This is a genomic window from Micromonospora sp. NPDC005305 (assembly GCF_040607315.1).
In the GTDB taxonomy this organism is placed as follows: Bacteria; Actinomycetota; Actinomycetes; order Mycobacteriales; family Micromonosporaceae; genus Micromonospora.
Window position 1 is genome coordinate 14931 of the sequence record NZ_JBEXGL010000016.1, and the last position, 21803, is coordinate 36733.

Below are 21803 nucleotides of genomic sequence, written 5' to 3' on the forward strand. Positions count from 1 at the left end.
GGTGCGCGACGGGCTGCGAGGGCTGACCACCCGCGGCCGATCCTTCCTGGCGGCCGCGGTGGCCGCCGCGATCTCCGCCGCCATCCTGGGCGAGAAGGACCTGCTCCGGGTGGCCGTCCTGCTCGCCATCCTGCCGCTGCTCGCGGCGGCCTACGTCGGGCGCAGCCGCTACAAGCTCGCCTGCAACCGGTCCCTGGAGCCGCACCGGGTGCCGGTCGGGGCCAACTCGCGGGTGGTGCTGCGGCTGCAGAACCTGTCCCGGCTGCCCACCGGCACCCTGCTGCTGGAGGACCGGCTGCCCTACGCGCTCGGCAGCCGCCCCCGCGTGGTGCTGGAGCGCCTCGGCGCCCACCAGGCCAGCTCGGTGGCCTACACGGTCCGGGCCGACGTGCGCGGCCGCTACGAGGTCGGGCCGCTGGTGATCCGGCTGACCGACCCGTTCGGGCTCTGCGAGCTGAGCCGGGCCTTCCCCAGCACCGACCACCTCACGGTGATCCCGCAGGTCAGCCCGCTGCCATCGGTCCGCCTCCCCGGCGAGTACGCGGGCAGCGGCGACAGCCGGGCCCGCTCGGTGGCGGTGCACGGCGAGGACGACGCGGCCACCCGGGAGTACCGGATGGGCGACGACCTGCGCCGGGTGCACTGGAAGTCGACGGCCCGCACCGGCGAGCTGATGGTGCGCCGGGAGGAGCAGCCCTGGGAGAGCCGGGCCACCGTGGTGCTGGACACCCGGGCCGCCGGGCACCGGGGCGAGGGGCCGACCGCGAGCTTCGAGTGGGCGGTCTCGACGGCCGCCAGCATCGCGGTGCACCTGCGCCAGGCCGGCTACAAGCTGCGCCTGGTCACCGGTTCCGGCGCGGACGTCGACGCCACCGAGGCCGGCGGCGAGGGGCTGCTGCTCGACCACCTCGCCGAGGTGCACCTCGACAAGCGCGGCGAGCTGACCACGCTGGTGCAGCAGGTCCGGCAGCGGTCCGACGGCGGCCTGATCATCGCGCTCCTCGGCACGCTGGGCACCGCCGAGGCCGAACTGCTGGCCGGGCTGCGCGGCAACGGCGCCACCTGCGTGGCGTTCCTGCTCGACAGCAACACCTGGTTGAACCTGCCGCCGAAGGCCCGGGCCGAGGCGGAGCACGCGCACGGCGCCGCCGCGCTCGCCCTGCTGCAGAGCGGCTGGCGGGTCATCGGGGTGGAGCACGGCAACCGGCTGCCGATGCTCTGGCCGCAGGCGGGCCGCGGGTCGCAGGGCTTCGCGCTGCGGGCGGCGCTGGCCGAGACGGTGGCCGGAGGCGTGCGATGACCGGAAGGGTGGATTCGTGACCGCGCACCGCAACCTCGGGTTCGTCGCCGCGGCGGCGACCCTGCTGGCGGCGGCCCCGCTGTCGGCGATCTTCGAGCGCTGGACCTGGCTCGTCCAGGCGGCCATCGTGGTCGCCGTGGTGGCCGGCGCGGCCGCGCTGAGCCGGCTGGCCCGGGCGCCGCTGTGGGGCCAGGTGCTGGCCATGCTGGCCGGTCTCACGCTCGGCCTGACCTGGGTCTTCCCGGGCGGCACCGAGTTCTTCGCGTTCGTGCCCACCCCGGCCACCTTCGCCCACTTCGGCGACCTGCTGCACCAGTCGCTGTCGGACATGCGCTCCTACGGCGTGCAGGTGCCGGACGTGGACTCGCTGCTCTTCCTCGCCGTGCTCGGCATCGGCGTGGTGGCGGTGGTCGTCGACGTGCTCACCGTCGGGCTGCGCCGCCCGGCGCTGGCCGGGCTGCCCATGCTGGCCATCTACTCGGTGCCCGTGGCGGTCTACGTGGACAGCGTCCCCGCCACCCCGTTCGTGGTGGGCGCCTGCGGCTACCTGTGGCTGTTGGTCACCGACAACGTCGACCGCGTACGCCGGTTCGGCCGCCGGTTCACCGGCGAGGGGCGCGACGTCGACGTCTGGGAGGCGTCGCCGCTGGCCGCGGCGGGCCGCCGGCTGGCCGTGGTCGGGGTGGTCCTGGCGGTGGCCCTGCCGCTGGCCGTGCCCGGGATGACCGGCGGGCTCATGAGCGCCGTCGGCGACGGCACGGGCACCGGCAACGGGCGGCCGGGCCAGGGCGGCAGCCCCGGCCGGATCGACCTCTTCGCCGCGCTCAGCGGCCAGCTCAACCAGACCGAGGTGACCGATCTGGTCAAGGTGACCACCAACGAGCCGACCCCGTTCTACCTGCGCTTCGGGGTGGCCGACGAGCTGCGGCCGGACGGCTTCCGGGTGCGGGTGCCCACCGGGCGGCCGGCCAACCGGAACCTGCCGGACCCGACGGAGCGCGACCGCCGGGGCGTGACGCAGCAGCGCTACCGGGCCAGCGTCGAGGTGACCAAGAACCTCACCATGCCGCTGCTGCCGGTCTACTCGGAGCCGGTGAAGACCGACGACCTGAGCGGCAGCTGGCTCTACGACACGAATCTGCAGATCGTCTTCTCCAACCGGGAAAGCTCCCGGGGCAAGCGCTACGCGTTCGACTACGTCCGCTCGACGTTCAGCCCGGCGGCGCTGCGCGCCGCGCCGTCCCTGCCGGCCGACGACCCCGTGCTGCGGCAGCAGACCACCACGCCGGTCGTCCGCACGGTCGAGCGGCTCGTCGACCAGCTCACCGAGGGCCGCACGAACGACTACGACAAGGTCCGGGCGATCTACGACTACTTCTCGGTGGAGAACGGGTTCACCTACTCGCTGTCGACCCGCAACGGCACCAGCGGGGAGGACATCACCGACTTCCTCGCCACCAAGGTGGGCTTCTGCCAGCAGTACGCCGCCGCGATGGCGTGGCTGGTCCGGGCGGCCGGCATCCCGGCCCGGGTGGCGTTCGGCTTCAGCAACGGCAGCAACGCCGGCGGCGGCACGTACGTGCTCACCAACAAGAACCTGCACGCGTGGACCGAGGTCTTCTTCGCCGACATCGGCTGGGTGCCGTTCGACGCCACCCCGGCGGCGAGCGTCCAGGGGTCGGTCCGCTCGGCCTGGGCGCCGGACACCGACGCCCCGGAGGACGTCACGCCGGTGCCGGGGAGCACGGCCGCTCCCGAGGGCGTCGACCCGTCGACCGGCGCGGAGGACCCGGACCGCCTCGACAAGGACGCCGACCAGGGCCTGGCCGTCGGCGACAGCGGTCCGACCCGGCAGAGCCCGGTCTGGCCGTGGTGGGTGGCCGGCGTGCTCGCCCTGCTGGTGCTGCTCGCCGTGCCGGCCCTGCGCCGCTCCGCGCTGCGGCGGCGCCGGCGCGCCCGGGCGGCCGTGCCCGCGGCCACCACCCTGGCCGCCGTGCCCGGGCAGCGGGGCGAGGCGCGCGAGATCGTGGTCGGCGTGGACGCCGACCGGGCCCGCGCGGACGCGCACGCCGCCTGGGACGAGCTGCTGGACACGCTTGTCGACTTCCACGTCCGGGTGGACCTGACGGAGACCCCCCGGACGACCGCCGAGCGGCTGGTTCGGGAGACGCTGGTCGAGGATGCCGGCGCGGTGACGGGGGTCCGGCTGCTGGGGCGGGCCGAGGAGCGGGCCCGTTACGCCCGCGACCCGCTGACCGGCGACGAGCTGCAGCCGGCCCTGCGGTCGGTGCGGAGCGCCCTCGCGGCGCGGGCGGACCGGCGTACCCGGCTGCTGGCGGCCCTGCTGCCGCCGTCGGTGCTGCTGCGCTGGCGGACCGCCCTGACCGAACGCTCGACCCGACTGGTCACCACGACCGGGCAGGTGCGGCAGCGGATGCTGCGCTGGGACCCGCGTCGTCTCCTGGCGGGCCGACCGGCCCGCTGACCCGGTTCCGCCCGCCGGCGCTCCCCCGCCGGCGGGCCGGACCGGGTCCCGAACCCGGCCCCCCGCCCTGGCCCAGGCACGCGTTGATCAAGAAGTTTGGGTCAGGAAACGGGCCCGCTCCGACGCAAACCTCTTGATCAACGCGGCGTTCGGGCGTGGGGGGGCGGGGTGGGGGCCGGGGAGGATCGGGGCGCGCGGAAGCGGCCACGCTCGCCGGGCGGTGCCCGGCGAGGTCGCCGTCGCGCGGGCCCGCCCCTCAGGGGCGGGACGTGCTCAGCGGTGGCCCTCCGGGCGCTGCCGCCAGCGGTCCTCCATCCGGTCGAGGAAGGAGCCCCGGCGGCCGCTGCGGCCACGGGGACGACGACGGCTCGTCGTGCCGCCGACCACGTGCAGGTCGGGCGACTGGGATCGGCGGTGCGACTGCACCGCGTAGCCCAACGAGGCCAGCATGACGACAAAGCCCGCCACGGCCAGCGGGGGCGTCTTGATCACGGCACCGTAGATCAACAGGGCCAGACCAGCGATGACCACGCCGGCAGCGACGAGCACGCGACGCCGCGCGTGGAAACGCGGGTCGCTGGCGCGCACGGCCGAGGCGAATTTGGGGTCCTCGGCAAGCGACCGCTCGATCTGCTCGAACAGCCGCTGCTCGTGCTCCGAGAGCGGCACGGCACTCCTCCCCGGTCACATTGGTCGACCCGGGCGGGCCGACAGACCGTGGCAGCCAACCGGCTGCTTACCCGCAAGTCTACGAGGGGGCCCGCGCGTCGGAAAGCGGGACGACCTACGGCCGGGTCGGTTTTTCGACTCGCCGGGGATCACGCTTCCCGAGAAGGCTGGCCGGACCTATGACGGACCGCCCGAATCGGGCGGCCGCCGCGTCGGCCGCCGCCTCCGCCTCCCGCCAGCCGCGCTCGGGCGCACCCAGGGTGAGCTGCTGCGGCGTCTCCTCCGCGGCGGCCAGCCCCTCCATCCGGACGCCGACCAGGCGGACCGGCTCGCCGGGGGCCAGGGCGGTCCAGAGCGCCCAGGCCGTGTCGAACATCTCGCGGGCGGTGTCGGTGGGCACGCCGAGCGTGCGGGAGCGGCTCACCGTGCGGAAGTCGGCCAACCGGACCTTCAGCGACACGGTGCGCCCGACCTGGCCCGCCGCGCGCAGCCGGGCGCCGGCCTTCTCGGCGAGGGCGAGCAGCGCGCGTCGGATCTCCGCCGGGTCGGTGACGTCGATGTCGAAGGTGACCTCGGCGCCGATCGACTTCTCCACGTGCTCCGGGGAGACCCGGCGCGGGTCCCGCCCCCAGGCCAGCTCGTGCAGGTGGCCGGCGGACGCCTCGCCCACCGCCCGGCGGAGCAGGCCCGGCGACGCCTCGGCCAGGTCGCGCACGGTGCGCAGGCCGAGCCGGTGCAGGGCCTCGGCGGACCGCTCCCCCACCCCCCACAGCGCGGCCACCGGCAGCGGGTGCAGGAACTCCAGCACCCGGGCGGCGGGCACCACGAGCAGGCCGTCCGGCTTGGCCCGGGTGGAGCCGAGCTTGGCCACGAACTTGCTCGGGGCCACCCCGACCGAGCAGGTCAGCTCCTGCTCCTCGGCCACCCGGCGGCGGATCAGCCGGGCGATCTCGGTGGGGGTGCCGAAGAGCCGCCGGGCGCCGGCCACGTCGAGGAACGCCTCGTCCAGCGAGAGCGGCTCGACCAGCGGGGTGACGTCGCGGAAGATCCGCATGACCGCCCGGGACGCGGGCGAGTAGGCGGTGAAGTCGGGCGGCAGGTAGACCGCCTGCGGGCAGAGCGCGCGGGCCCGGGCGGTGGGCATGGCGCTGCGGACGCCGAAGCGGCGGGCCTCGTAGCTGGCCGAGCTGACGACACCGCGCGGCCCGATCCCGCCCACCACGACCGGCTGGCCGCGCAGCTCGGGGCGGCGGCGCACCTCGACCGAGGCGAAGAAGGCGTCCATGTCGACGTGCAGGATCGGGCAGCCGGTGTCGTCGGCGTCCGGCCCGAAGCGCGGATCACCGCCCCGGGGCAACGACTGGCTGCGGCCCATCCCCGCAGGTTAGCCGCCCGGTCCGACAGTTCCGCCGCGGAGCGGGTCAGCCGCGGACCACGAGCAGCGGGATCGTCATCTCGGCCGCGGTGTCCGCGCCGTGGTAGGCGACCAGCCGGGACTCGATCGGCTTCTCCGAGCGGGTGGCGACCACCGCGTACGTGCCGCGGCAGACCACCACCACGTCGCCGATCCGGCCCAGGTGCGCCTCCGGCACCGGGCCGAACCAGCCGGTGGCCACCGCCTCCGCCCGGGTCAGCACCCGCGCGGCGCCGTCCAGCACCGCCGACCAGGCGGCCACCACGTCGGCCGTGGCACCCGGCTCGACGTGCAGGTAGCGGACCCGGGGCTCGCCGGCCACCACCCGGACGCCGGCCCGCAGCCGGGGGTCGGTGTCCAGGTCGATCCGGTGCCCGTCGGGCACGTTCAGCTGCCCGTGGTCGGCGGTGACCAGCAGCGCGGCGTCCGGCGGCAGCCCGTCCACCAGCCGGGCGAGCAGCCGGTCCACCTCGGCGGCGGCCAGCCGCCACGGCGCGGAGTCCACGCCGCTGAGGTGCCCGTGCCGGTCCAGGTCGGGGTGGTAGCCGGAGACCAGGGTCGGCCCGGGACCGGCCGACAGGGCGGCGAGCATCCGCTCGGCGACCGCGTCGGCGCCGGCCGCACCCCGGTAGTCGCCGCCCCGGTTCGCGGCCAGGGTGAGGCCGCTGCCGCCGTACTCGGGACGGCTCACCACGGTGACCGCCACCCCGGCGGCGCGGGCCCGCTCGTACCAGGTGGCGACGGGTTGCCAGCGCAGCGGCTCCGGGTCGCCGGCCCACTCGATGTGGCTGAGCACCCGGTCGGTGCCGGGCACCCGCACCTTGAAGCCGAGCACCCCGTGCGCGCCGGACGGGGTGCCGGTGCCGAGGCTGACCAGGCTGGTCGGGGTGGTGGAGGGGAAACCGGCGGTGAGCGGGACGCCGACCGTGGCGGCCAGGCCGGCGAGCGTCGGCGCGTACGGGGCGGCGGTGGGGATCTGGTACCAGCCGAGCCCGTCGACCAGCAGCACGGCGATCCGGCGCACCCCGGCCAGCCGGGGCGTCAGGCCGAGCAGGTCGGCGGCGCCGGGCACGCCGAGCAGCGCGAGCGCGCTGGGCAGCACGTCGGCCAGGCTGCCGCCGCCGTAGCGGGGCGTGACCCGGTCGAGCGGGCCCACGGCCGGGCCGGTCATGCCGGGCGGCGAGCGAACAGGTGCAGCTGGGCGGCGAGGTCGCGGTACGGCGGCCGGGCGGCCAGGGCCCGTTCCAGCTCGACCAGGGCGGCCGGCTGGCCATCCGCCACGGCGGCCGGGAGCAGGTCGGCGAGCACGCGTACGCCGTGGATCTCCTCGACGGCGAGACCGGCGGCGGCGAGCAGCGCGGCGGCGCCGTCGGCGTCGTAGCGGCGGCGCAGGGTGTCCCGGGGGCCGGCGGTGCCGGCCGGGTCGGTGGCGAGCGCGGCGGCCACGTCCAGGTGGCCGTTCATGGCCCGGGCCAGCACGGCGGCGGCCCGGCCGGCGACCAGGACACTGGCCGCGCCGCCGGGGCGCAGGGCGGCGGCCAGCGCGGCGACCACCGGGGCGGGGTCGTCGACGACCTCCAGCACCGAGTGGCAGAGCACCAGGTCGGCGGTGGCCGGCTCGACCAGCCCGGCGAGCGCGTCGCCGTCGCCCTGCACGGCGCGTACCCGCTCGGCGACCCCGGCCTCGGCGGCCCGGCGGGTCAGCGCGGCGAGCGCGTCGGGGCTGGCGTCGACGACAGTGACCTGGTGGCCGGCCTCGGCGAGCGGGACGGCGAAGCCGCCGGTCCCGCCGCCGACGTCGAGGACGGTGAGCCGTTCGCCGGCCCGCCGGTCCAGCTCGGCCCGGAGCACCGCCCAGATGACGGCGGTGCGGGGGGTCAGGGTTCGGGTCCGGTCCACGCCGCCGAGCCTAGTCACCCCCGGGCCCGGGGTCAGGACTCGCCACCGCCGGCGGGGTCCTCCTCGGCGCGGGACCGCTGGGCGTTGGCCACCGGTCCGTCGGTCACCTGGTATTCCCGCGGCTCCACCTCGTGGGTGGGCGCCCAACCGGCGCCCAGCCGGGTCCGCCGGGCGTTGGCCACGCCACCGGGGTACGTGCTGTGAAAGGTCATCGGTTCATCCCCCATTACGCGGGTGGGCCACTCTGCCCATCCGTGCCCGGGAGTCTCCCGCGTCCGGGGCCGGGAAACCGTAATGTGGATCACTGATCTCAACGGAAATCCCGGGATGCCGGCGTGACGGGCGGCTCGATCGCATCCAGCCGGTCCGCGGTGAGGCTCGTGACACCCTCGTGCCGCTGCAACCGGCCCCGCACCACCAGCGCGCCACTGGTGCGGGCGATTCGACGGTAGCGCTGCCAGAGCCCCGGGGAGCAAGTGACATTGAGCATGCCGGTCTCGTCCTCCAGGTTGAGGAAGGTGACCCCGCCGGCGGTCGCCGGCCGCTGCCGGTGGGTGACGATCCCGCCGACCCGGATCCGCCGCCCCGGCTCCACCCGGCCCAGCCGGGCGATCGGCACCGCGCCGAGGGCGTCCAGCCGCTCCCGGATGAACCGGGCCGGGTGACTCTCCGGGGACAGGCCGGTGGCCCAGACGTCGGCGACCAGGCGGTCCACGGCCTCCATCCCGGGCAGGGTGGGCGGGGTCGTGCCGGTCACCGTGCCGGGCAGCCGGCCCGGCCGGTCCTGCGCCGCCGCGCCGGCGGCCCAGAGGGCCTGCCGCCGGGTCAGCCCGAAACAGGCGAAGGCGTCCGCGGTGGCCAGCGCCTCCAGGTGCGCCGCGGTCAGGCCGACCCGGCGGGCCAGGTCCGGCATGTCCCGGTACGGCCCGTGGGCCGTCCGCTCCGCCTCGATCCGCTCGGCCACCTCGTCGCCGAGGGTACGCACGCCCGACAGCCCCAGCCGGACCGCCGGGCCGCCCAGCCCCCAGGCGTGCGGCGGCTCGCCCGGCTGGCTCCCCCACCGGGTTTCCGGCGTGGACTCCAGGACCACCTTCGCGCCGCTGGCGTTGATGTCCGGCCGGCGGACCTCGACGCCGTGCCGGCGGGCGTCGTCGACCAGGGTCTGCGGCGAGTAGAAGCCCATCGGCTGGGCGTTGAGCAACGCGGCCAGGAACGGGCCCGGGTGGTAGCGCTTCAGCCAGGAGCTGGCGTACACCAGGTAGGCGAAGCTCATGGCGTGGCTCTCCGGGAAGCCGTAGCTGGCGAACGCGGTGAGCTTGCGGTAGACGTCGTCGGCCAGCTCGCCGGTGATGCCCCGCTCGGCCATCCCGGCGTAGAGCCGGTCGGCGATCTGCGCCATCCGCTCCACCGAGCGCTTCGCCCCCATGGCCCGGCGCAGCTGGTCCGCCCCGGCCGCGTCGAAGCCGGCCAGGTCGATGGCGAGCTGCATGAGCTGCTCCTGGAACAGCGGCACGCCGAGGGTCTTCTCCAGCGCGTTGCGCATCAGCGGGTGCGCGAAGGTCACCGGCTCCTGGCCGTTCTTGCGCCGGATGTACGGGTGCACCGAGCCGCCCTGGATCGGGCCCGGCCGGATCAGCGCCACCTCCACCACCAGGTCGTAGAACTCGCGGGGCTTGAGCCGGGGCAGGGTGGCCATCTGGGCGCGGCTCTCCACCTGGAACACCCCGACCGAGTCGGCCCGGCAGAGCATGTCGTAGACCTCGGGGTCGTCCAGGGTCATGTCGCCCAGGTCCAGGCTCATCCCGATCAGGTCGTAGCCGTAGTGCAGCGCGGAGAGCATGCCGAGGCCGAGCAGGTCGAACTTGACCAGCCCGACGGCCGCGCAGTCGTCCTTGTCCCACTGGAGCACGCTGCGGCCGGGCATCCGCCCCCACTCCACCGGGCAGACCTCGATCACCGGCCGGTCGCAGATCACCATGCCGCCGGAGTGGATGCCCAGGTGCCGGGGGAACGTCTGCAGCTCGTTCGCGTACGCCACCACCTGCTCGGGGATGTCCTCCACGTCGACCGCCGCGACCGAGCCCCAGCGGTCGATCTGCTTGCTCCAGGCGTCCTGCTGCCCGGGCGAGAAGCCGAACGCCTTGGCCACGTCCCGCACCGCCGACCGCGGCCGGTAGGAGATGACGTTGGCGACCTGGGCGGTGTGCTCCCGGCCGTACCGGGCGTAGACGTGCTGGATCACCTCCTCCCGGCGGTCGGACTCGATGTCCACGTCGATGTCGGGCGGGCCGTCCCGCTCGGGGGCGAGGAACCGCTCGAAGAGCAGCCGGTGCCGCACCGCGTCCACGTTGGTGATCCGCAGCGCGTAGCAGACCGCCGAGTTGGCCGCCGAGCCCCGGCCCTGGCAGTAGATGTCCTGCTCGCGGCAGAACGCGACGATGTCGTAGACCACCAGGAAGTAGCCGGGGAAGCCGAGGTCGGAGATCATCCGCAGCTCGTGCTCCAGCTGCGCGTACGCCTCCGGGTGCGCCTCGGGCGGGCCGTAGCGCTCCCGGGCGCCGGCCATGGTGAGGTGACGCAGCCAGCTCATCTCGGTGTGCCCCGGCGGCACCGGGTACGCCGGCAGCTGCGGCGCGACCAGTTGCAGGTCGAAGGCGAGTTCCGCGCCGAACTCGGCGGCCCGGGCCACCGCCCCCGGGTACGCGGCGAACCGCGCCGCCATCTCCGCGCCGCTGCGCAGGTGGGCGGTCGCGGCGGCGGGCAGCCAGCCGTCGATCTCGTCCAGGCTGCGCCGGGCCCGCACCGCCGCAACGGTGGTGGCCAGCCGGCGCCGCCCCGGGGTTGCGTAGTGCACGTTGTTGGTGGCCACCGTCGGCAGCCCCGCCGCGGCGGCCAGCTCGGCCAGCGCGTCGTTGCGGTCGGCGTCGAGCGGGTGACCGTGGTCGGTCAGCTCCACGGCCACCGTCTCGGCGCCGAAGAGCGCGGTGAGCCGCTCCAGCTCCCGGGCCGCCGCGTCGACGCCCTCGGTGAGCAGCGCGCCGGGCACGTGCCCCTTGCGGCAGCCGGTGAGCACCAGCACGTGGTCGCGCAGCTCGGCGGCCACCTCCTCCAGCTCGCCGTAGACCGGGCGGCCCTTCTCGCCGCCGCGCAGCTGCGCCCGGGCGATGGTGGCGGCGAGACGGGCGTACCCCTCGTGGCCGTGCGCCAGCGCCAGCAGATGCGCGCCGTGCGGGTCCGGCTCGCCGTTCTGCGGGCCGGGCAGCCCGAGGGAGAGCTCCGCGCCGAAGACCGTGGGCAGGTGCAGCGCGCGGGCCGCCTCGGCGAAGCGCACCACGCCGTAGAAGCCGTCGTGGTCGGTGACGGCGAGCGCGGTGAGCCCCAGCCGGGCGGCCTCCTCGGCCAGCTCCTCCGGGTGGCTGGCGCCGTCGAGGAAGCTGAAGTTGGAGTGCGCGTGCAGCTCCGCGTAGGGCACCGCGTCGTCGGGGCGGGGCAGCTCCGGCGGCGCGTACTCCTGCCGCTTGCGGCTCCACGCCGGTGAGTCGCCGCCGTCGGCGTCGACCGCGAGCGGGTCCACCACGTGCAGGTGCCGCTCGCCCCTGGGCCGCCCCTTGCCGGGCCGCCCGGAGAGCACCTGCTCCAGCTCCGACCAGGGCATCTTCGGGTTGTGGAAGCTCACCGGCCCACCCCCGGGCGGCGGTCAGTCATAGATCGCCTCGACCAGCCACTGGCCGCCCTCGACCGCGAGCAGCAGGGCGGCCCCGTCGGCCAGGCAGACCTGGAACCGGGCCCGGCGGCGGGCCTCGGCCGGCGCCCACCAGCGCTCGTCCACCGGCCACGGGCCGGCCCACCCGACGACCTCGGCCGGCCGGCCGGCGCCGACGGTCAGCCGGGCCGGCGCGGCGCTGACCGCCAGCCGGGCGCTGACCACGACCGGCTCGCCGGCGGCGTCGTGCACGGCGGCCGGCAGCGGGGTGGGCAGCACCACGGCCGGCGCGGGCGGCGGGATCCGCCCCGGCCACGGCGGCACCGGCGCCGCCCCGCCCGACCGCGCCATCCCGCCGCGCCGGCCGGACCGCACCACCGCACCGACCCCGGCGGGCCGCGCCACCGCACCGGCACGGACCGGCCCGAACTGCCCGGTCGGCACCGCCGCCTCGGTCGGCACCGCCGGCCCGGTCGGCACCGCCGGCCCGGTCGGCACCGCCGGCCCGGTCGGCACCGGCGGCCGGGACGGCTCGGCGGCCGGCAGGGGTGGCGGGCCGGGGCGGGCGGGCAGGCGCTCGTCGCCCCACGGGACCAGGCGCACCTGGTCGGCCGGGGAGCGCCCGCCGCCGAGCACGGCGGTGACCACCGCCTCGGGGCCGAGGATGCCCTGCACCCGGCTCAACGCGCGGTGCGCCCGCTCCCGCTCCTCGCCCGTCTCCCCCCACAGACCGGGTTGCAGGCCGGCCTGGGCGAGCACCCCGTCCGGCACCAGCCGCAGCCGGATGATCCCGGCGGTGGGGCGGGCCGGGCGGGCGCCGCCGCGGCCGTTGCTGCCGGAGAGCCAGCCGTCGAGCTGCCAGCGGACCCGGTCGGCGATGGCCGCGGCGGTCAGCAGGCCGTCGTGCCGCCAGACCCGGTGCAGCTCCTGGCCGTGCGCGGTGACCGCCTCGATGCCGAGCCGGGTGCAGGCCAGCCCGTGCGCGGCCAGCCGCTCGTGCAGTTGCTCGGCCAGCGTCCGGGCGGCGAACGCCGCGGCGTCGACCCGGTCGATCGGCTCGTCGTGGTCGGCGGTGACGGTCAGGTCGGCGGGCGGCTGCCGGACCGCGAGCGGCCGGTGGTCCCGGCCGGCGGCGAGCCGGTGGGCCAGCGCCCCGTCGAAGCCGAACCGGGCCAGCACGTCCCCGGCGGGCAGCGCGGCGAAGTCACCGAGGGTGCGGACGCCCAGCCGGCGCAGCAGGTCGGTCAGGGTGGGCCGGCCGAGCGCCTCGACGGGCAGGCCGGCCAGGAACTGCGGGGTCCCGCCGGGAGGCACGATCCGCCCGTCCCGGGCGGCCAGCCCGGCGGCGAAGACTCCGTCGGCGATGCCGACCTGGCTCTCCACCGCGCAGGTCTGGGCGACGTGCTCGACGATCCGCTCGGCCGCCGCCTCCTCGCCGCCCAGGTAACGGCTGGGGCCCCGGGCGGCCAGCGCGCAGGCCCCGGGGCGGATCACCTCGACCCCGGCGACCACCTCCTCGACGGCGGCCACCACCGGCTCGAACGCCCGGGCGTCCCGGGCGGGATCGTGGTCGACGACGGTGAGCTGGGGGCAGCGCCCCTGCGCCTCCCGCCGGCGCAGCCCCCGGCGGACGCCCTCGGCGCGGGCCCGCTCGGAGCAGGCGACCACCCGGTTGGCGTGCAGCACCACGACCGGGTCGGTGGCCGGCACCCCGTCGACGATCTCGGCGGCGAGGACCGGCCAGTCCGGGCACCAGAGCAGCAGGGTCCGCGCCGGCGCACCGCTCATGCCGACCCGACCACGGTGAGCGGCCGGACGGCGGCAGCGGCCGGGCCCACCACGCGGAACCGCCGGGGCGCGGCGGCGCGGACGGCGCCGGCGCCGGTCGACCGGGGGATCACCCGGGTCAGCTCGTCGCCGGGCAGCCAGACTTTGATCTCCTTGGGGCGGGCGGCCGCGCCCCGGCCGCGGGCCGAGACGGTCACCTCCCGGCGGCGCAGCCGGCCCCGGCCGGCCCCGAGCCCCTCCCAGACCCCGCGGACCACCTGGAGCGTCACGTCCGCGCCGTCCCACCGGCCGTACGGGACGAGCACGCTGCCGCGCTGCCGGGCCCGGGCGGCCAGCCGGTTGGCGACCGAGGCGGAGACCGTGGTCGGCACGGCGGTGACCACCACGTCGACCCCGTCGATGAGCGCGGCCACGACGGTGGGCCACTCCGGCCCGGGGTTCGGCACCAGGGCGAGCCGGTCCAGGGCGATGCCGGCCTCGGCCGCCGCGCCCGCCCCGAAGGTGGGCACGCCGACGACGGCGCACCACGAGCCGGCCCGGGACGCCTCGGCGAGCAGGGCGAGGATCAGGGAGGTGGCGCCGCTGCGCCGGGGCTGGCCGGCGCCGACCGCGATGGTGCTGCCGCGCCGCAGCCCGCGGTTGGGCAGCAGCCCGGTCAGCTCGGGCCGGACGGGGAGCACCCGGTGGCCACCCGCCGGGTCGGGCGCGCTGGCCGGGCGTACCAGCTCGGCCAGGGCGGCGGAACCGACCACCATGCGGCCCGCCATCGGACCTACCCCCCGTCGTGTGTTCACCACGGGCACCGGCCCGTGGATGGTGCTTGGATCGTGCGGTGCGGGACGCGCGTGCGGCCCGGCGCGGGGTGTTCGCCGCCGCCGGGAGCGGCGCCCGGCCACCCGGGGTCCCGCCGGTGGTGGTCGGGCGCCGCGACTCAGGCGGCGGCTGCTCCGGGCCGCGGCGTGGCGTCAGGAACGCCGAGCCGGAGGGGCCGGTGCGGCTCGTTGAGCGCCGGTTGGTGTGCCAGGCCGAGCGCGGTCTCCACCACGGTCACGAACTCCTCGGCGGCGCGGAGCAGGTCGTCGGCCTCCCGGACGGTGACCACCCGGGGGATGCCGGCCTCGGCGGCGGCCCGCTTGCTGGCCCCGGCGGCGAAGTAGGCGGCCCACTCGTCCAGCTCGGGGGCGACGGCGGCGAGCAGCACCCAGACGCTGGTGATCCGGTTGCGCCGGGTCGGTGCGGGGCGGGCGCGGGCGGCCAGCAGGGCGGCGGCGGCGCGCAGCGCGGCGAGGTGGGCGGCGGCGTACCGGAGGCCGTCGGGGCGGGTCCGGGCGGCCTCGGCCAGCCCGTGGCGGGCCACCACGAGCAGTTGGGCGGGGGTGCGGTGCGGCAGCACGTGCGCGGGCACCGTGGGCGCCTGGGCCGGACTGGTCGGCATGGTCTCTCCTCCGCGTGGGCCGGGGCGGGGCGGCCGCGCGACGGGGAACCGTCGCCCGGGACGCCCGGAACGGGCGGTGCGGAGGAAGACGCACCAGGTGGGGGCCGGCCGGGTGTGGATGCTTCCCCACACCACACCCGGCCGGCGTACCGGCGGGTCCGTCGCCCGCCGCCCGGGGGTCGTGGGCGGCGGGCGACGATCCTGCCTTGACGGGTCCGGACTCGCGACTGTCCGGAGCCCGGTGCGGTCCGCGGAACCGCACCTCCCGGGAGCCGGAGCCGCGAAACACCGCTCCCGGACGTTGGAACGAGCGTACGACTGAATCGAACACTCGTTCTAACTGCTCTGACAGTACACCTCCCCTCCGACGAAAACGCAACGTGTGACGCGCGGGGAGACGGCCGGATTCTCAGGGCGCGCACAGCACCGGCAAAGGAGCCGCCGAACTCCGGCCCCCAGGGTTGACGGCATGAACGTCAGCCGTACCGCCGTCGCCGGCCGGCGGACCCCGCGCCGGACCCTGCCGGCGGCCCCGGCCTGGTGGGCCGACGTGGCCGGCGGCGCCGCGGCGCTCAGCCTGCTGGTGGTCACCGCGCTCTGGACCGCCGGCCGCGGCGTGCAGGAGCTGCTGGGCGGTCCGGCCACCGGCCTCACCTCGCTCGGCCGGCTGGCCGGCCTGGTCAGCGCCGACCTGATGCTCGTCCAGGTCGTGCTCATGGCCCGGGTGCCGCTGATCGAGCGGCGTTTCGGCCAGGACCGGATCGCCCGCTGGCACCGGCTCACCGGCTTCACCTCGTTCCACCTGCTCCTGGCGCACGTGCTGCTGACCGTCCTCGGGTACGCCGGCACCGCCCGCCGGGGGGTGCTCGCCGAGACCTGGGACCTCGTCGTCACGTACCCGGGGATGCTGCTGGCCACCGCGGCGCTGGCCCTGCTGGTGCTCGTGGTGGTGACCTCGGTCCGCGCGGCCCGGCGCCGGCTGCGCTACGAGTCCTGGCACCTGCTGCACCTGTACGCGTACCTGGGCGTCGCGCTGGCGCTGCCGCACCAGCTCTGGACCGGCGCGGACTTCGTCGCCTCGCCGCTCGCCCGCGCCTACTGGTGGACCGTCTACCTGCTGGCACTGGCCAGCGTGCTGGTCTGGCGGCTGGGGCTGCCCGCCTGGCGCTCGCTGCGGCACCGGATCGAGGTGGCCGCCGTGGTCACCGAGGCGCCCGGGATCACCTCGGTCTGGCTGCGCGGGCGCCACCTGCACCGGCTGCCCGTCCGGGCCGGGCAGTTCCTGCTCTGGCGGTTCCTGGACGGCCCCGGCTGGTCCCGGGCCCACCCGTACTCGCTGTCCGCGCCGCCGAACGGCGACCTCATGCGGATCACGGTCAAGGACCTGGGCGACGGCAGCGCCCGGGTGGCCGCCCTGCGCCCCGGCACGCGGGTGCTCGTCGAGGGGCCGTACGGGCGGCTGACCGGGGAGCACTGGCGCGGCGGCGGGATCACCATGCTGGCCTGCGGGGTCGGCATCACCCCGCTGCTGGCGCTGCTCTGGGAGCTGCCGTACGCGCCCGGCCAGGCGGTGCTGCTCCACCGCGCGCGTACCCCCGACGACCTGGCCTTCCGGGCGGAGCTGGACCGGCTCGCCGCGGAGCGCGGGCTGGTCGTGCACCAGCTGGTCGGCCCCCGGGCAGCGCGCCCGTCCTGGCTGCCGGCCTACGCCGAGGGGCTCCCCGACGCGGAGGCGCTGCGCCGGCTCTCCCCCGGCGTCGCCGGCCACGACGTCTTCCTCTGCGGACCGGACGGCTGGGTCGACGCCGCCCGCGCCGCGACCCGTGCGGCGGGGGTCCCCGACGCGCACGTCCACCACGAACGGTTCGCCTGGTGACAGGCGGGAAGGGAGGATCCGTGCGACGGATCACCGGCTGGTTGCTCTCCACCGTGGCGGCGCTGGTGCTGCTGTTCAGCTACCGGACCAGCACCATGGGCGCGGGCGGGGAGAGCAGCGCGATCACCTCGGGCGCGGACGGCGCGGCCGGCAGCACCTGGCGCGGCGCGGGCGACGGCACCGGCGGCGGCGACGGCGACGGCACGGCCACCGGCTCGGTGGCGCAGACCCGGTGGGGGCCGGTGCAGGTGAAGATCACCGTCTCCGGCGGGAGGATCACCGACGTCGCCGTGCTCCAGGTGCCGGACGGCAACCACCGGGACCAGGAGATCAACGACTACGCGGTGCCGATCCTGCGGCAGGAGGCCCTGGCCGCGCAGAGCGCGCGGATCGACACCGTCTCCGGGGCCACCGTCACGAGTGACGGCTACCGGGAGTCCCTCCAGTCCGCCATCGACGCGGCGCACCTGGGCTGACCATGACCGACGGACCGGACCGGCGCGCCTGGGTGGCGCAGGTGATGGGGCTGCCGGTGAGCGTGCACCTGCGCGGCCCCGGGGTGCGCACCGACGCGGTGGCCGGGCGGGTGGCGCAGGTCTTCGCCGAGCTGCGCGACGTGGACGCGACGTTCAGCACGTACCGGCCGGACAGCGTGCTGGGCCGGCTCGGCGGGGCAGCGCCCGACCCGGCCGCCGCGGATCCGCTGGTGCGCGAGGTGGTCGAGCGCTGCGAGGCGGCTCGCGTCCGCACCGGCGGGTGGTTCGACGCCCGGCGGCTGCCGCTGCCCGGCGGGGGCACCGGCTTCGACCCGTCCGGCCTGGTCAAGGGGTGGGCCGTGGAGCGGGCCGCGCGCTGGTTGGCGCTGCCCGACCACGACCTGTGCCTCAACGCCGGCGGGGACGTGCTGCTGCGCACCGCGCCGGGCCGGCCGGCCTGACGGGTCGGGATCGAGGACCCGGACCGCCCCGAGCGGCTGCTCGACGTCGTCGCCCGCCCGCACGGCGCGGTCGCCACGTCCGGCACCGCGCGGCGCGGCGCGCACATCACCGACCCGCGCGCCGGGCGGCCGGCCCAGGCCGTCCGGTCGGTCACCGTGGTCGGCCCCGAACTGCTGTGGGCCGACGTGTACGCCACCGCGGCCGTCGCCCGCGGCGCGGACGCGCTCGACTGGCTGGCCACCCTCGACGGGTACGCGGCCCTGCTGGTGGACGCCGCCGGCGGGGTCCGGGGCACCCCGAACTGGCCCGGCTCCCGACCGGCGGCTCAGACCCGGGCCGCGTAGTCGGGCAGGTCGGCCTCGGTGGCCAGCGAGCCGGTGCTGCGGACCAGCAGCGACTGGACCGGGCGGGTGGCCAGCAGCCGGTCCCGCAGCCACAGCCCCCAGCCGGTGGCCGGGGCGAGGAAGTGGCCGGGGCTGGCGCCGCGCTGCCAGCGGCCGGCGTAGGCCCGCATCCGCCGCTCGTACGCGGGCAGCGCCACCCGGTGGTCGCCGCCGGCCAGGGCCAGCTCGCCGGCGAGCACGTACGCCCCGACCAGCCCGGTGCCCACCCCCATCCCGCCGAGGGTCACCCCCCAGGCCGCGTCGCCGAGCAGCACCGACCGGCCGGCGTGCCAGCGGGGCACGCTGACCCGGGCGATCGCGTCGAAGTACAGCTCGGGCGCGGCGCGCAGGCCGGCCAGCAGCCGGGGCACGTGCCAGCCCAGCCCGGCGAAGGCGTCGGTGATCAACGCCTTCTGGCGGTCGAGGTCGAGCCGGTCGTGGTCCTGCCGGGGTGAGGTGAACACGACGAGGGCGCCCGCCCGGCCCGGGTCGCGCTGGTCGGCGGCCACGCTGGCCATCCGGCCGGGCACGTTGTACTGCCGGGGGACGACGTCGAAGCCGCCATCGCCGGGCACGTCCCAGCCGGCCAGGTGGTAGCCGAGGTGGCGGACGTACGCCGACTCGGGCCCGAACGCCAGCCGGCGCACGCCGGAGTGCAGTCCGTCCGCGCCGATCACCAGGTCGACGGTGCGGGAGGCGCCCCGGGCCAGGTCGACCCGCACCCCGTCGGCGGTCTCGGTGAGCGCGGTGATCCGGTCGCCGAACACGTACCCGACCCGGTCGGCGCCGCGCTCGTAGAGGATCCGGGACAGGTCCCGGCGGAGGACCTCCAGCTCGCCGCCGGCGAACTCGGCCGGCAGCCGGAAGATCTCCCGGTCGTGCTCGTCCACCCGGCTCATGGCGCCGGCGTGGGTCTGCACCGCGCGCAACTCGTCGAGCACCCCCATGGCGGCGAGCACGCCGAGGTGGGTGGGGCCGCGGAAGTCGACCGCGAAGCCGCTGGTCCGCAGCGCGGGAGCGGTCTCGACGACGGTGACCTCGGCCCCGTGCCGGGTCAGCCACCAGGCCACCGCCGGGCCGGCGACCCCGGCGCCGGAGACGAGCACACGGAAACCGCGAAGTGGAGTGGGCATGTCGTTCCCCGTTCTAAACTGTGTCCCTCGGATACAGAGTATCGTAGACACAGTTTCGGACCGAGGACAAGGGGTGACCGTGGAGACCGGTGGCGTCGACCAGGGCCGGCTGTTCGAGCTGCTGTGGGGGGCACCGACCGCCCCCCGGCGCGGGCCGCGCCCCACCCTCACGCTGGCCGCGATCGCCCGCGCCGGCATCACCATCGCCGACGCCGACGGGCTCGACGGGCTGACCATGCAGCGGGTCGCCGAGTCGCTGGACGTCACCAAGATGGCGCTCTACCGGTACGTGCCGGGCCGCGCCGAACTGGTGGCGCTCATGCTGGAGACGGCGGTCGGCGAGCCGCCCCCACCGCCGGCCGGCGCCGACTGGCGCGGCCAGCTCGACGACTGGACCCGGCAGCTCTTCGACCGGTTCCGCCGGCACCCGTGGGCCCACGCGGCGACCGTCGGCCCCCGGCTGCCCGGCCCCCACGAGCTGGCCTGGCTGGAACGGGTGGTCGCCGCCCTCGCCGGCACCGGGCTGACCGGTGCCGAGCAGCTCGACGTCGCCGTGCTCCTGGTCGGGCACGCCCGCAACCTGGCCCAGCACGCGGCGCCGGACGACGCGCCCCACGCGGGCCGGGAGGCCGGCTTCGGCATGCTGATCCGCGGCCGGGAGGACCGTTTCCCGGCGCTGGACGCCGCCCTGCGCGACACCGACCCGGAGGCCACCGACGCGGCCCTCGACTTCGGCCTGGCCCGGATCCTCGACGGCATCGAGGCGCTCATCACCGCCCGCTCGACCCGACGATCATGACGTCGTCGCGCCGGCCGCCGGCGTGTCGTGACAACAACGTCATGATCGACCCGCCCGGGGGCGGGGCGGGGGCGTGGGACCGGGAGGGGTGGGGAGAATGAGGGGCATGCAGCCACACCCGAACGTGCAGGCGGTGCAGCGGGCGCTCGACGACGCGGGCGCGCGGGACGGCTCCGGCGGCCCGAGCCAGGTCCGCCTGCTGCCCGAGGCCGTGCACACCGCCGCCGCGGCGGCCGAGGCGCTCGGCGTCGAGGTCGGCGCCATCGCCAACTCGCTCGTCTTCGACGCCGACGACGCGCCCCTGCTGGTGCTCACCTCCGGCGCGCACCGGGTGGACACCGCCGGGCTGGCCGCGTCCCTCGGCGTCACCCACCTGCGCCGGGCCACCCCCGAGTTCGTCAAGCGGCACACCGGCCAGGTCATCGGCGGGGTCGCCCCGGTCGGCCACCCGCAGCCGCTGCGCACCCTCGTGGACACCGCGCTGGCCGCGTACGACGAGGTGTGGGCGGCCGGCGGCGTGCCGCGGGCGGTCTTCCCCACCACGCAGGCGGAGCTGCTGCGGCTCACCGCCGGCACCCCGCACGAGGTGGCGTGACTCCCGACCTCGTCACGCTGCACGTGTGGCGGATCCCCCGGACGGCCGTCCCCGGCGCGCTGGCCCGGATGGCGACCCACCCGGCGCGGCTGCGCCGGCTGCCCGGCGTCCGGTTCGCCAAGCTGCTCGGCACCGGGACCGGCACCGGCTTCGGCCCCGGCGACGCCGACCTGACCCGGTGGGCCGCCCTGGTGGTGTGGGACTCCCCCGCCGCGGCGGCCGGCTTCGACGCCTCCCCGGTGGGTCGGTCCTGGGCCCGGCTCGCCCGCGCCCGGGTGCGGGTGGAGCTGCGCCCGCTGACCAGCCGGGGCGAGTGGTCCGGCCGCCGCCCGTTCGGCGAGCCGCCCGGCGGTCGGGTCACCGGGCCGGTGCTGGCGCTGACCCGGGCCCGGCTGCGGGCCCGGCGGGCGGTCACCTTCTGGCGGGCCGTCCCGCCGGTCGCCGCCGCCCTGCACACCGCGCCCGGGCTGCTCGCCCGGTTCGGCGTCGGCGAGGCCCCGCTGGGCTGGCAGGGCACGGTGAGCGTGTGGCGCGACGCCGCGGACCTCGTCGCGTTCGCGTACCGTCACCCGGAGCACCGGGCGGCGATCACCCGCACCCCCACCGAGGGCTGGTACGCGGAGGAACTGTTCGCGCGGTTCGCGGTGGCCGACGTGGTCGGCGACCGCGCGGTGCTGGGATGGGCCGCCCCCGGGAGCGGCCCGGAAACGGCGAGAGGGAACGCATGAGGTTGGTGCGGTGGACGCCGGACGATCTGGTCCGGCGGCTGGACGACGTGGTGGCCGTCTACGGCGAGGCCATGGGCTACCGCGCCGACCTGCTGGAGGCCCGGCGCGGTTACATCGCCACCCACGTCCGCCGTCCCGGCTTCCGCGCCGTCGCCAGCCTGACCACCGAGGGACACCTGGCCGGCTTCGGGTACGGCTACCTGGGCGCCGCCGGCCAGTGGTGGCACGACCAGGTGCACCGGGCGCTGGACGCCGAGGCCCGGCAGCGCTGGCTGGCCCACTGCTTCGAGGTGGTCGAGCTGCACGTCCGCCCGCCCGCGCAGGGGCACGGCCTGGGCGCCGGCCAGCTGCGCGCGCTGCTCACCATGGCCGAGGGCAGCACCACCCTGCTCTCCACGCCGGAGGCCGACGAGCAGAAGTCCCGGGCCTGGCGGCTCTACCGCCGGTTCGGCTTCGTCGACATCCTGCGCCACTTCCACTTCCCCGGCGACGAGCGGCCGTTCGGCGTGCTCGGCCGGGACCTGCCGCTGCCCCCGCCCGGCCCGGGCGGCGCCCCGGCACCGGGCACGCCGTGAGCGCGAGGAGCGAGCCGGGCTTGCGAGCCCCGCAGTCGCGACCCGAGGGGACGCCGTGAGCGCGAGGAGTGAGCCGGGCTTGC

The 21803-nt window shown here is 76.9% G+C and carries 19 protein-coding genes and 1 pseudogene; 10 read left to right on the top strand and 10 right to left on the bottom strand.

Annotated features, from left to right (window positions below):
- The first annotated feature begins 1 nt into the window (after window position 1).
- Together ABZS80_RS23785 and ABZS80_RS23790 are read left to right on the top strand one after the other, a co-directional pair.
- Entirely contained in the window at window positions 2-1300 is a 1299-nt protein-coding gene (locus tag ABZS80_RS23785) for a DUF58 domain-containing protein (RefSeq protein ID WP_355059086.1), read from the top strand.
- A pseudogene (locus ABZS80_RS23790) lies at window positions 1297-3785 on the top strand (DUF3488 and transglutaminase-like domain-containing protein). Before ABZS80_RS23785 ends, ABZS80_RS23790 begins: the two are co-directional and overlap by 4 nt.
- A 273-nt stretch (window positions 3786-4058) precedes the next feature.
- On the opposite strand, the gene ABZS80_RS23795 reads toward ABZS80_RS23790, so the two are convergent.
- From ABZS80_RS23795 to ABZS80_RS23835, 9 genes are all read right to left on the bottom strand, one after another.
- Window positions 4059-4454: a DUF3040 domain-containing protein gene (locus tag ABZS80_RS23795; protein WP_091268111.1), complete on the bottom strand. Its 396-nt coding sequence runs from the start codon at window positions 4452-4454 to the stop codon at window positions 4059-4061.
- 115 nt (window positions 4455-4569) lie between these two features.
- Window positions 4570-5829: a DNA polymerase IV gene (locus tag ABZS80_RS23800; protein WP_355059088.1), complete on the bottom strand. Its 1260-nt coding sequence runs from the start codon at window positions 5827-5829 to the stop codon at window positions 4570-4572.
- Window positions 5830-5875: 46 nt separating this feature from the next.
- Window positions 5876-7039 carry a nucleotide pyrophosphatase/phosphodiesterase family protein gene (locus tag ABZS80_RS23805; RefSeq protein WP_355059090.1) on the bottom strand — a complete coding sequence of 388 codons (1164 nt, stop codon included), beginning with the start codon at window positions 7037-7039 and terminating at the stop codon, window positions 5876-5878.
- Entirely contained in the window at window positions 7036-7785 is a 750-nt protein-coding gene (locus ABZS80_RS23810) for a methyltransferase domain-containing protein (protein ID WP_355059091.1), read from the bottom strand. The genes ABZS80_RS23805 and ABZS80_RS23810 overlap by 4 nt, the downstream gene beginning before the upstream one ends.
- A gap of 14 nt (window positions 7786-7799) precedes the next feature.
- Complete coding sequence (locus ABZS80_RS23815; RefSeq protein ID WP_091268414.1) at window positions 7800-7979, bottom strand: hypothetical protein; 180 nt, start codon at window positions 7977-7979, stop codon at window positions 7800-7802.
- Window positions 7980-8077: 98 nt separating this feature from the next.
- On the bottom strand, window positions 8078-11443 hold the full coding sequence (locus ABZS80_RS23820) for an error-prone DNA polymerase (RefSeq protein WP_355059094.1): 3366 nt from the start codon (window positions 11441-11443) through the stop codon (window positions 8078-8080).
- Between the two features lie 21 nt (window positions 11444-11464).
- A complete protein-coding gene (locus ABZS80_RS23825; protein ID WP_355059096.1) occupies window positions 11465-13258 on the bottom strand; it encodes a DNA polymerase Y family protein in 1794 nt (597 codons plus the stop codon).
- Window positions 13255-14025 (bottom strand): hypothetical protein, encoded by a 771-nt coding sequence (locus ABZS80_RS23830; RefSeq protein ID WP_355059098.1) that lies wholly within the window; start codon window positions 14023-14025, stop codon window positions 13255-13257. The genes ABZS80_RS23825 and ABZS80_RS23830 overlap by 4 nt, the downstream gene beginning before the upstream one ends.
- Window positions 14026-14189: 164 nt before the next feature.
- Complete coding sequence (locus ABZS80_RS23835) at window positions 14190-14693, bottom strand: SAV_6107 family HEPN domain-containing protein (RefSeq protein ID WP_355059099.1); 504 nt, start codon at window positions 14691-14693, stop codon at window positions 14190-14192.
- A 469-nt stretch (window positions 14694-15162) separates the two neighbouring features.
- On the opposite strand from ABZS80_RS23835, the gene ABZS80_RS23840 reads away from it, so the two are divergent.
- From ABZS80_RS23840 to ABZS80_RS23855, 4 genes are read left to right on the top strand one after another with little or no spacing between them, the layout of a single operon-like run.
- A complete protein-coding gene (locus ABZS80_RS23840) occupies window positions 15163-16569 on the top strand; it encodes a ferredoxin reductase family protein (protein ID WP_355059101.1) in 1407 nt (468 codons plus the stop codon).
- 20 nt (window positions 16570-16589) lie between these two features.
- Window positions 16590-17045 carry an FMN-binding protein gene (locus tag ABZS80_RS23845; RefSeq protein ID WP_355059103.1) on the top strand — a complete coding sequence of 152 codons (456 nt, stop codon included), beginning with the start codon at window positions 16590-16592 and terminating at the stop codon, window positions 17043-17045.
- 2 nt (window positions 17046-17047) lie between these two features.
- Window positions 17048-17506 carry an FAD:protein FMN transferase gene (locus ABZS80_RS23850; protein ID WP_355059105.1) on the top strand — a complete coding sequence of 153 codons (459 nt, stop codon included), beginning with the start codon at window positions 17048-17050 and terminating at the stop codon, window positions 17504-17506.
- 9 nt (window positions 17507-17515) lie between these two features.
- Complete coding sequence (locus ABZS80_RS23855) at window positions 17516-17851, top strand: FAD:protein FMN transferase (RefSeq protein ID WP_355059253.1); 336 nt, start codon at window positions 17516-17518, stop codon at window positions 17849-17851.
- Here ABZS80_RS23855 and ABZS80_RS23860 read toward each other — a convergent pair.
- Entirely contained in the window at window positions 17833-19023 is a 1191-nt protein-coding gene (locus ABZS80_RS23860; RefSeq protein ID WP_355059107.1) for an FAD-dependent monooxygenase, read from the bottom strand. The two genes, ABZS80_RS23855 and ABZS80_RS23860, sit on opposite strands and share 19 nt — an antisense overlap.
- A 73-nt stretch (window positions 19024-19096) precedes the next feature.
- On the opposite strand from ABZS80_RS23860, the gene ABZS80_RS23865 reads away from it, so the two are divergent.
- The 4 genes from ABZS80_RS23865 (at window position 19097) to ABZS80_RS23880 (ending at window position 21720) form a co-directional block, all read left to right on the top strand.
- Window positions 19097-19822, top strand: coding sequence for a TetR/AcrR family transcriptional regulator C-terminal domain-containing protein (locus tag ABZS80_RS23865; RefSeq protein WP_355059109.1), 726 nt, complete (start codon window positions 19097-19099; stop codon window positions 19820-19822).
- A 106-nt stretch (window positions 19823-19928) separates the two neighbouring features.
- Complete coding sequence (locus ABZS80_RS23870) at window positions 19929-20417, top strand: YbaK/EbsC family protein (protein ID WP_355059110.1); 489 nt, start codon at window positions 19929-19931, stop codon at window positions 20415-20417.
- The gene (locus ABZS80_RS23875) at window positions 20414-21145 is read left to right on the top strand and encodes a monooxygenase (protein WP_355059112.1); all 732 of its coding nucleotides are present in this window, start codon (window positions 20414-20416) and stop codon (window positions 21143-21145) included. Before ABZS80_RS23870 ends, ABZS80_RS23875 begins: the two co-directional genes overlap by 4 nt.
- Complete coding sequence (locus tag ABZS80_RS23880) at window positions 21142-21720, top strand: GNAT family N-acetyltransferase (RefSeq protein ID WP_355059113.1); 579 nt, start codon at window positions 21142-21144, stop codon at window positions 21718-21720. Before ABZS80_RS23875 ends, ABZS80_RS23880 begins: the two co-directional genes overlap by 4 nt.
- Window positions 21721-21803 lie beyond the last annotated feature (83 nt).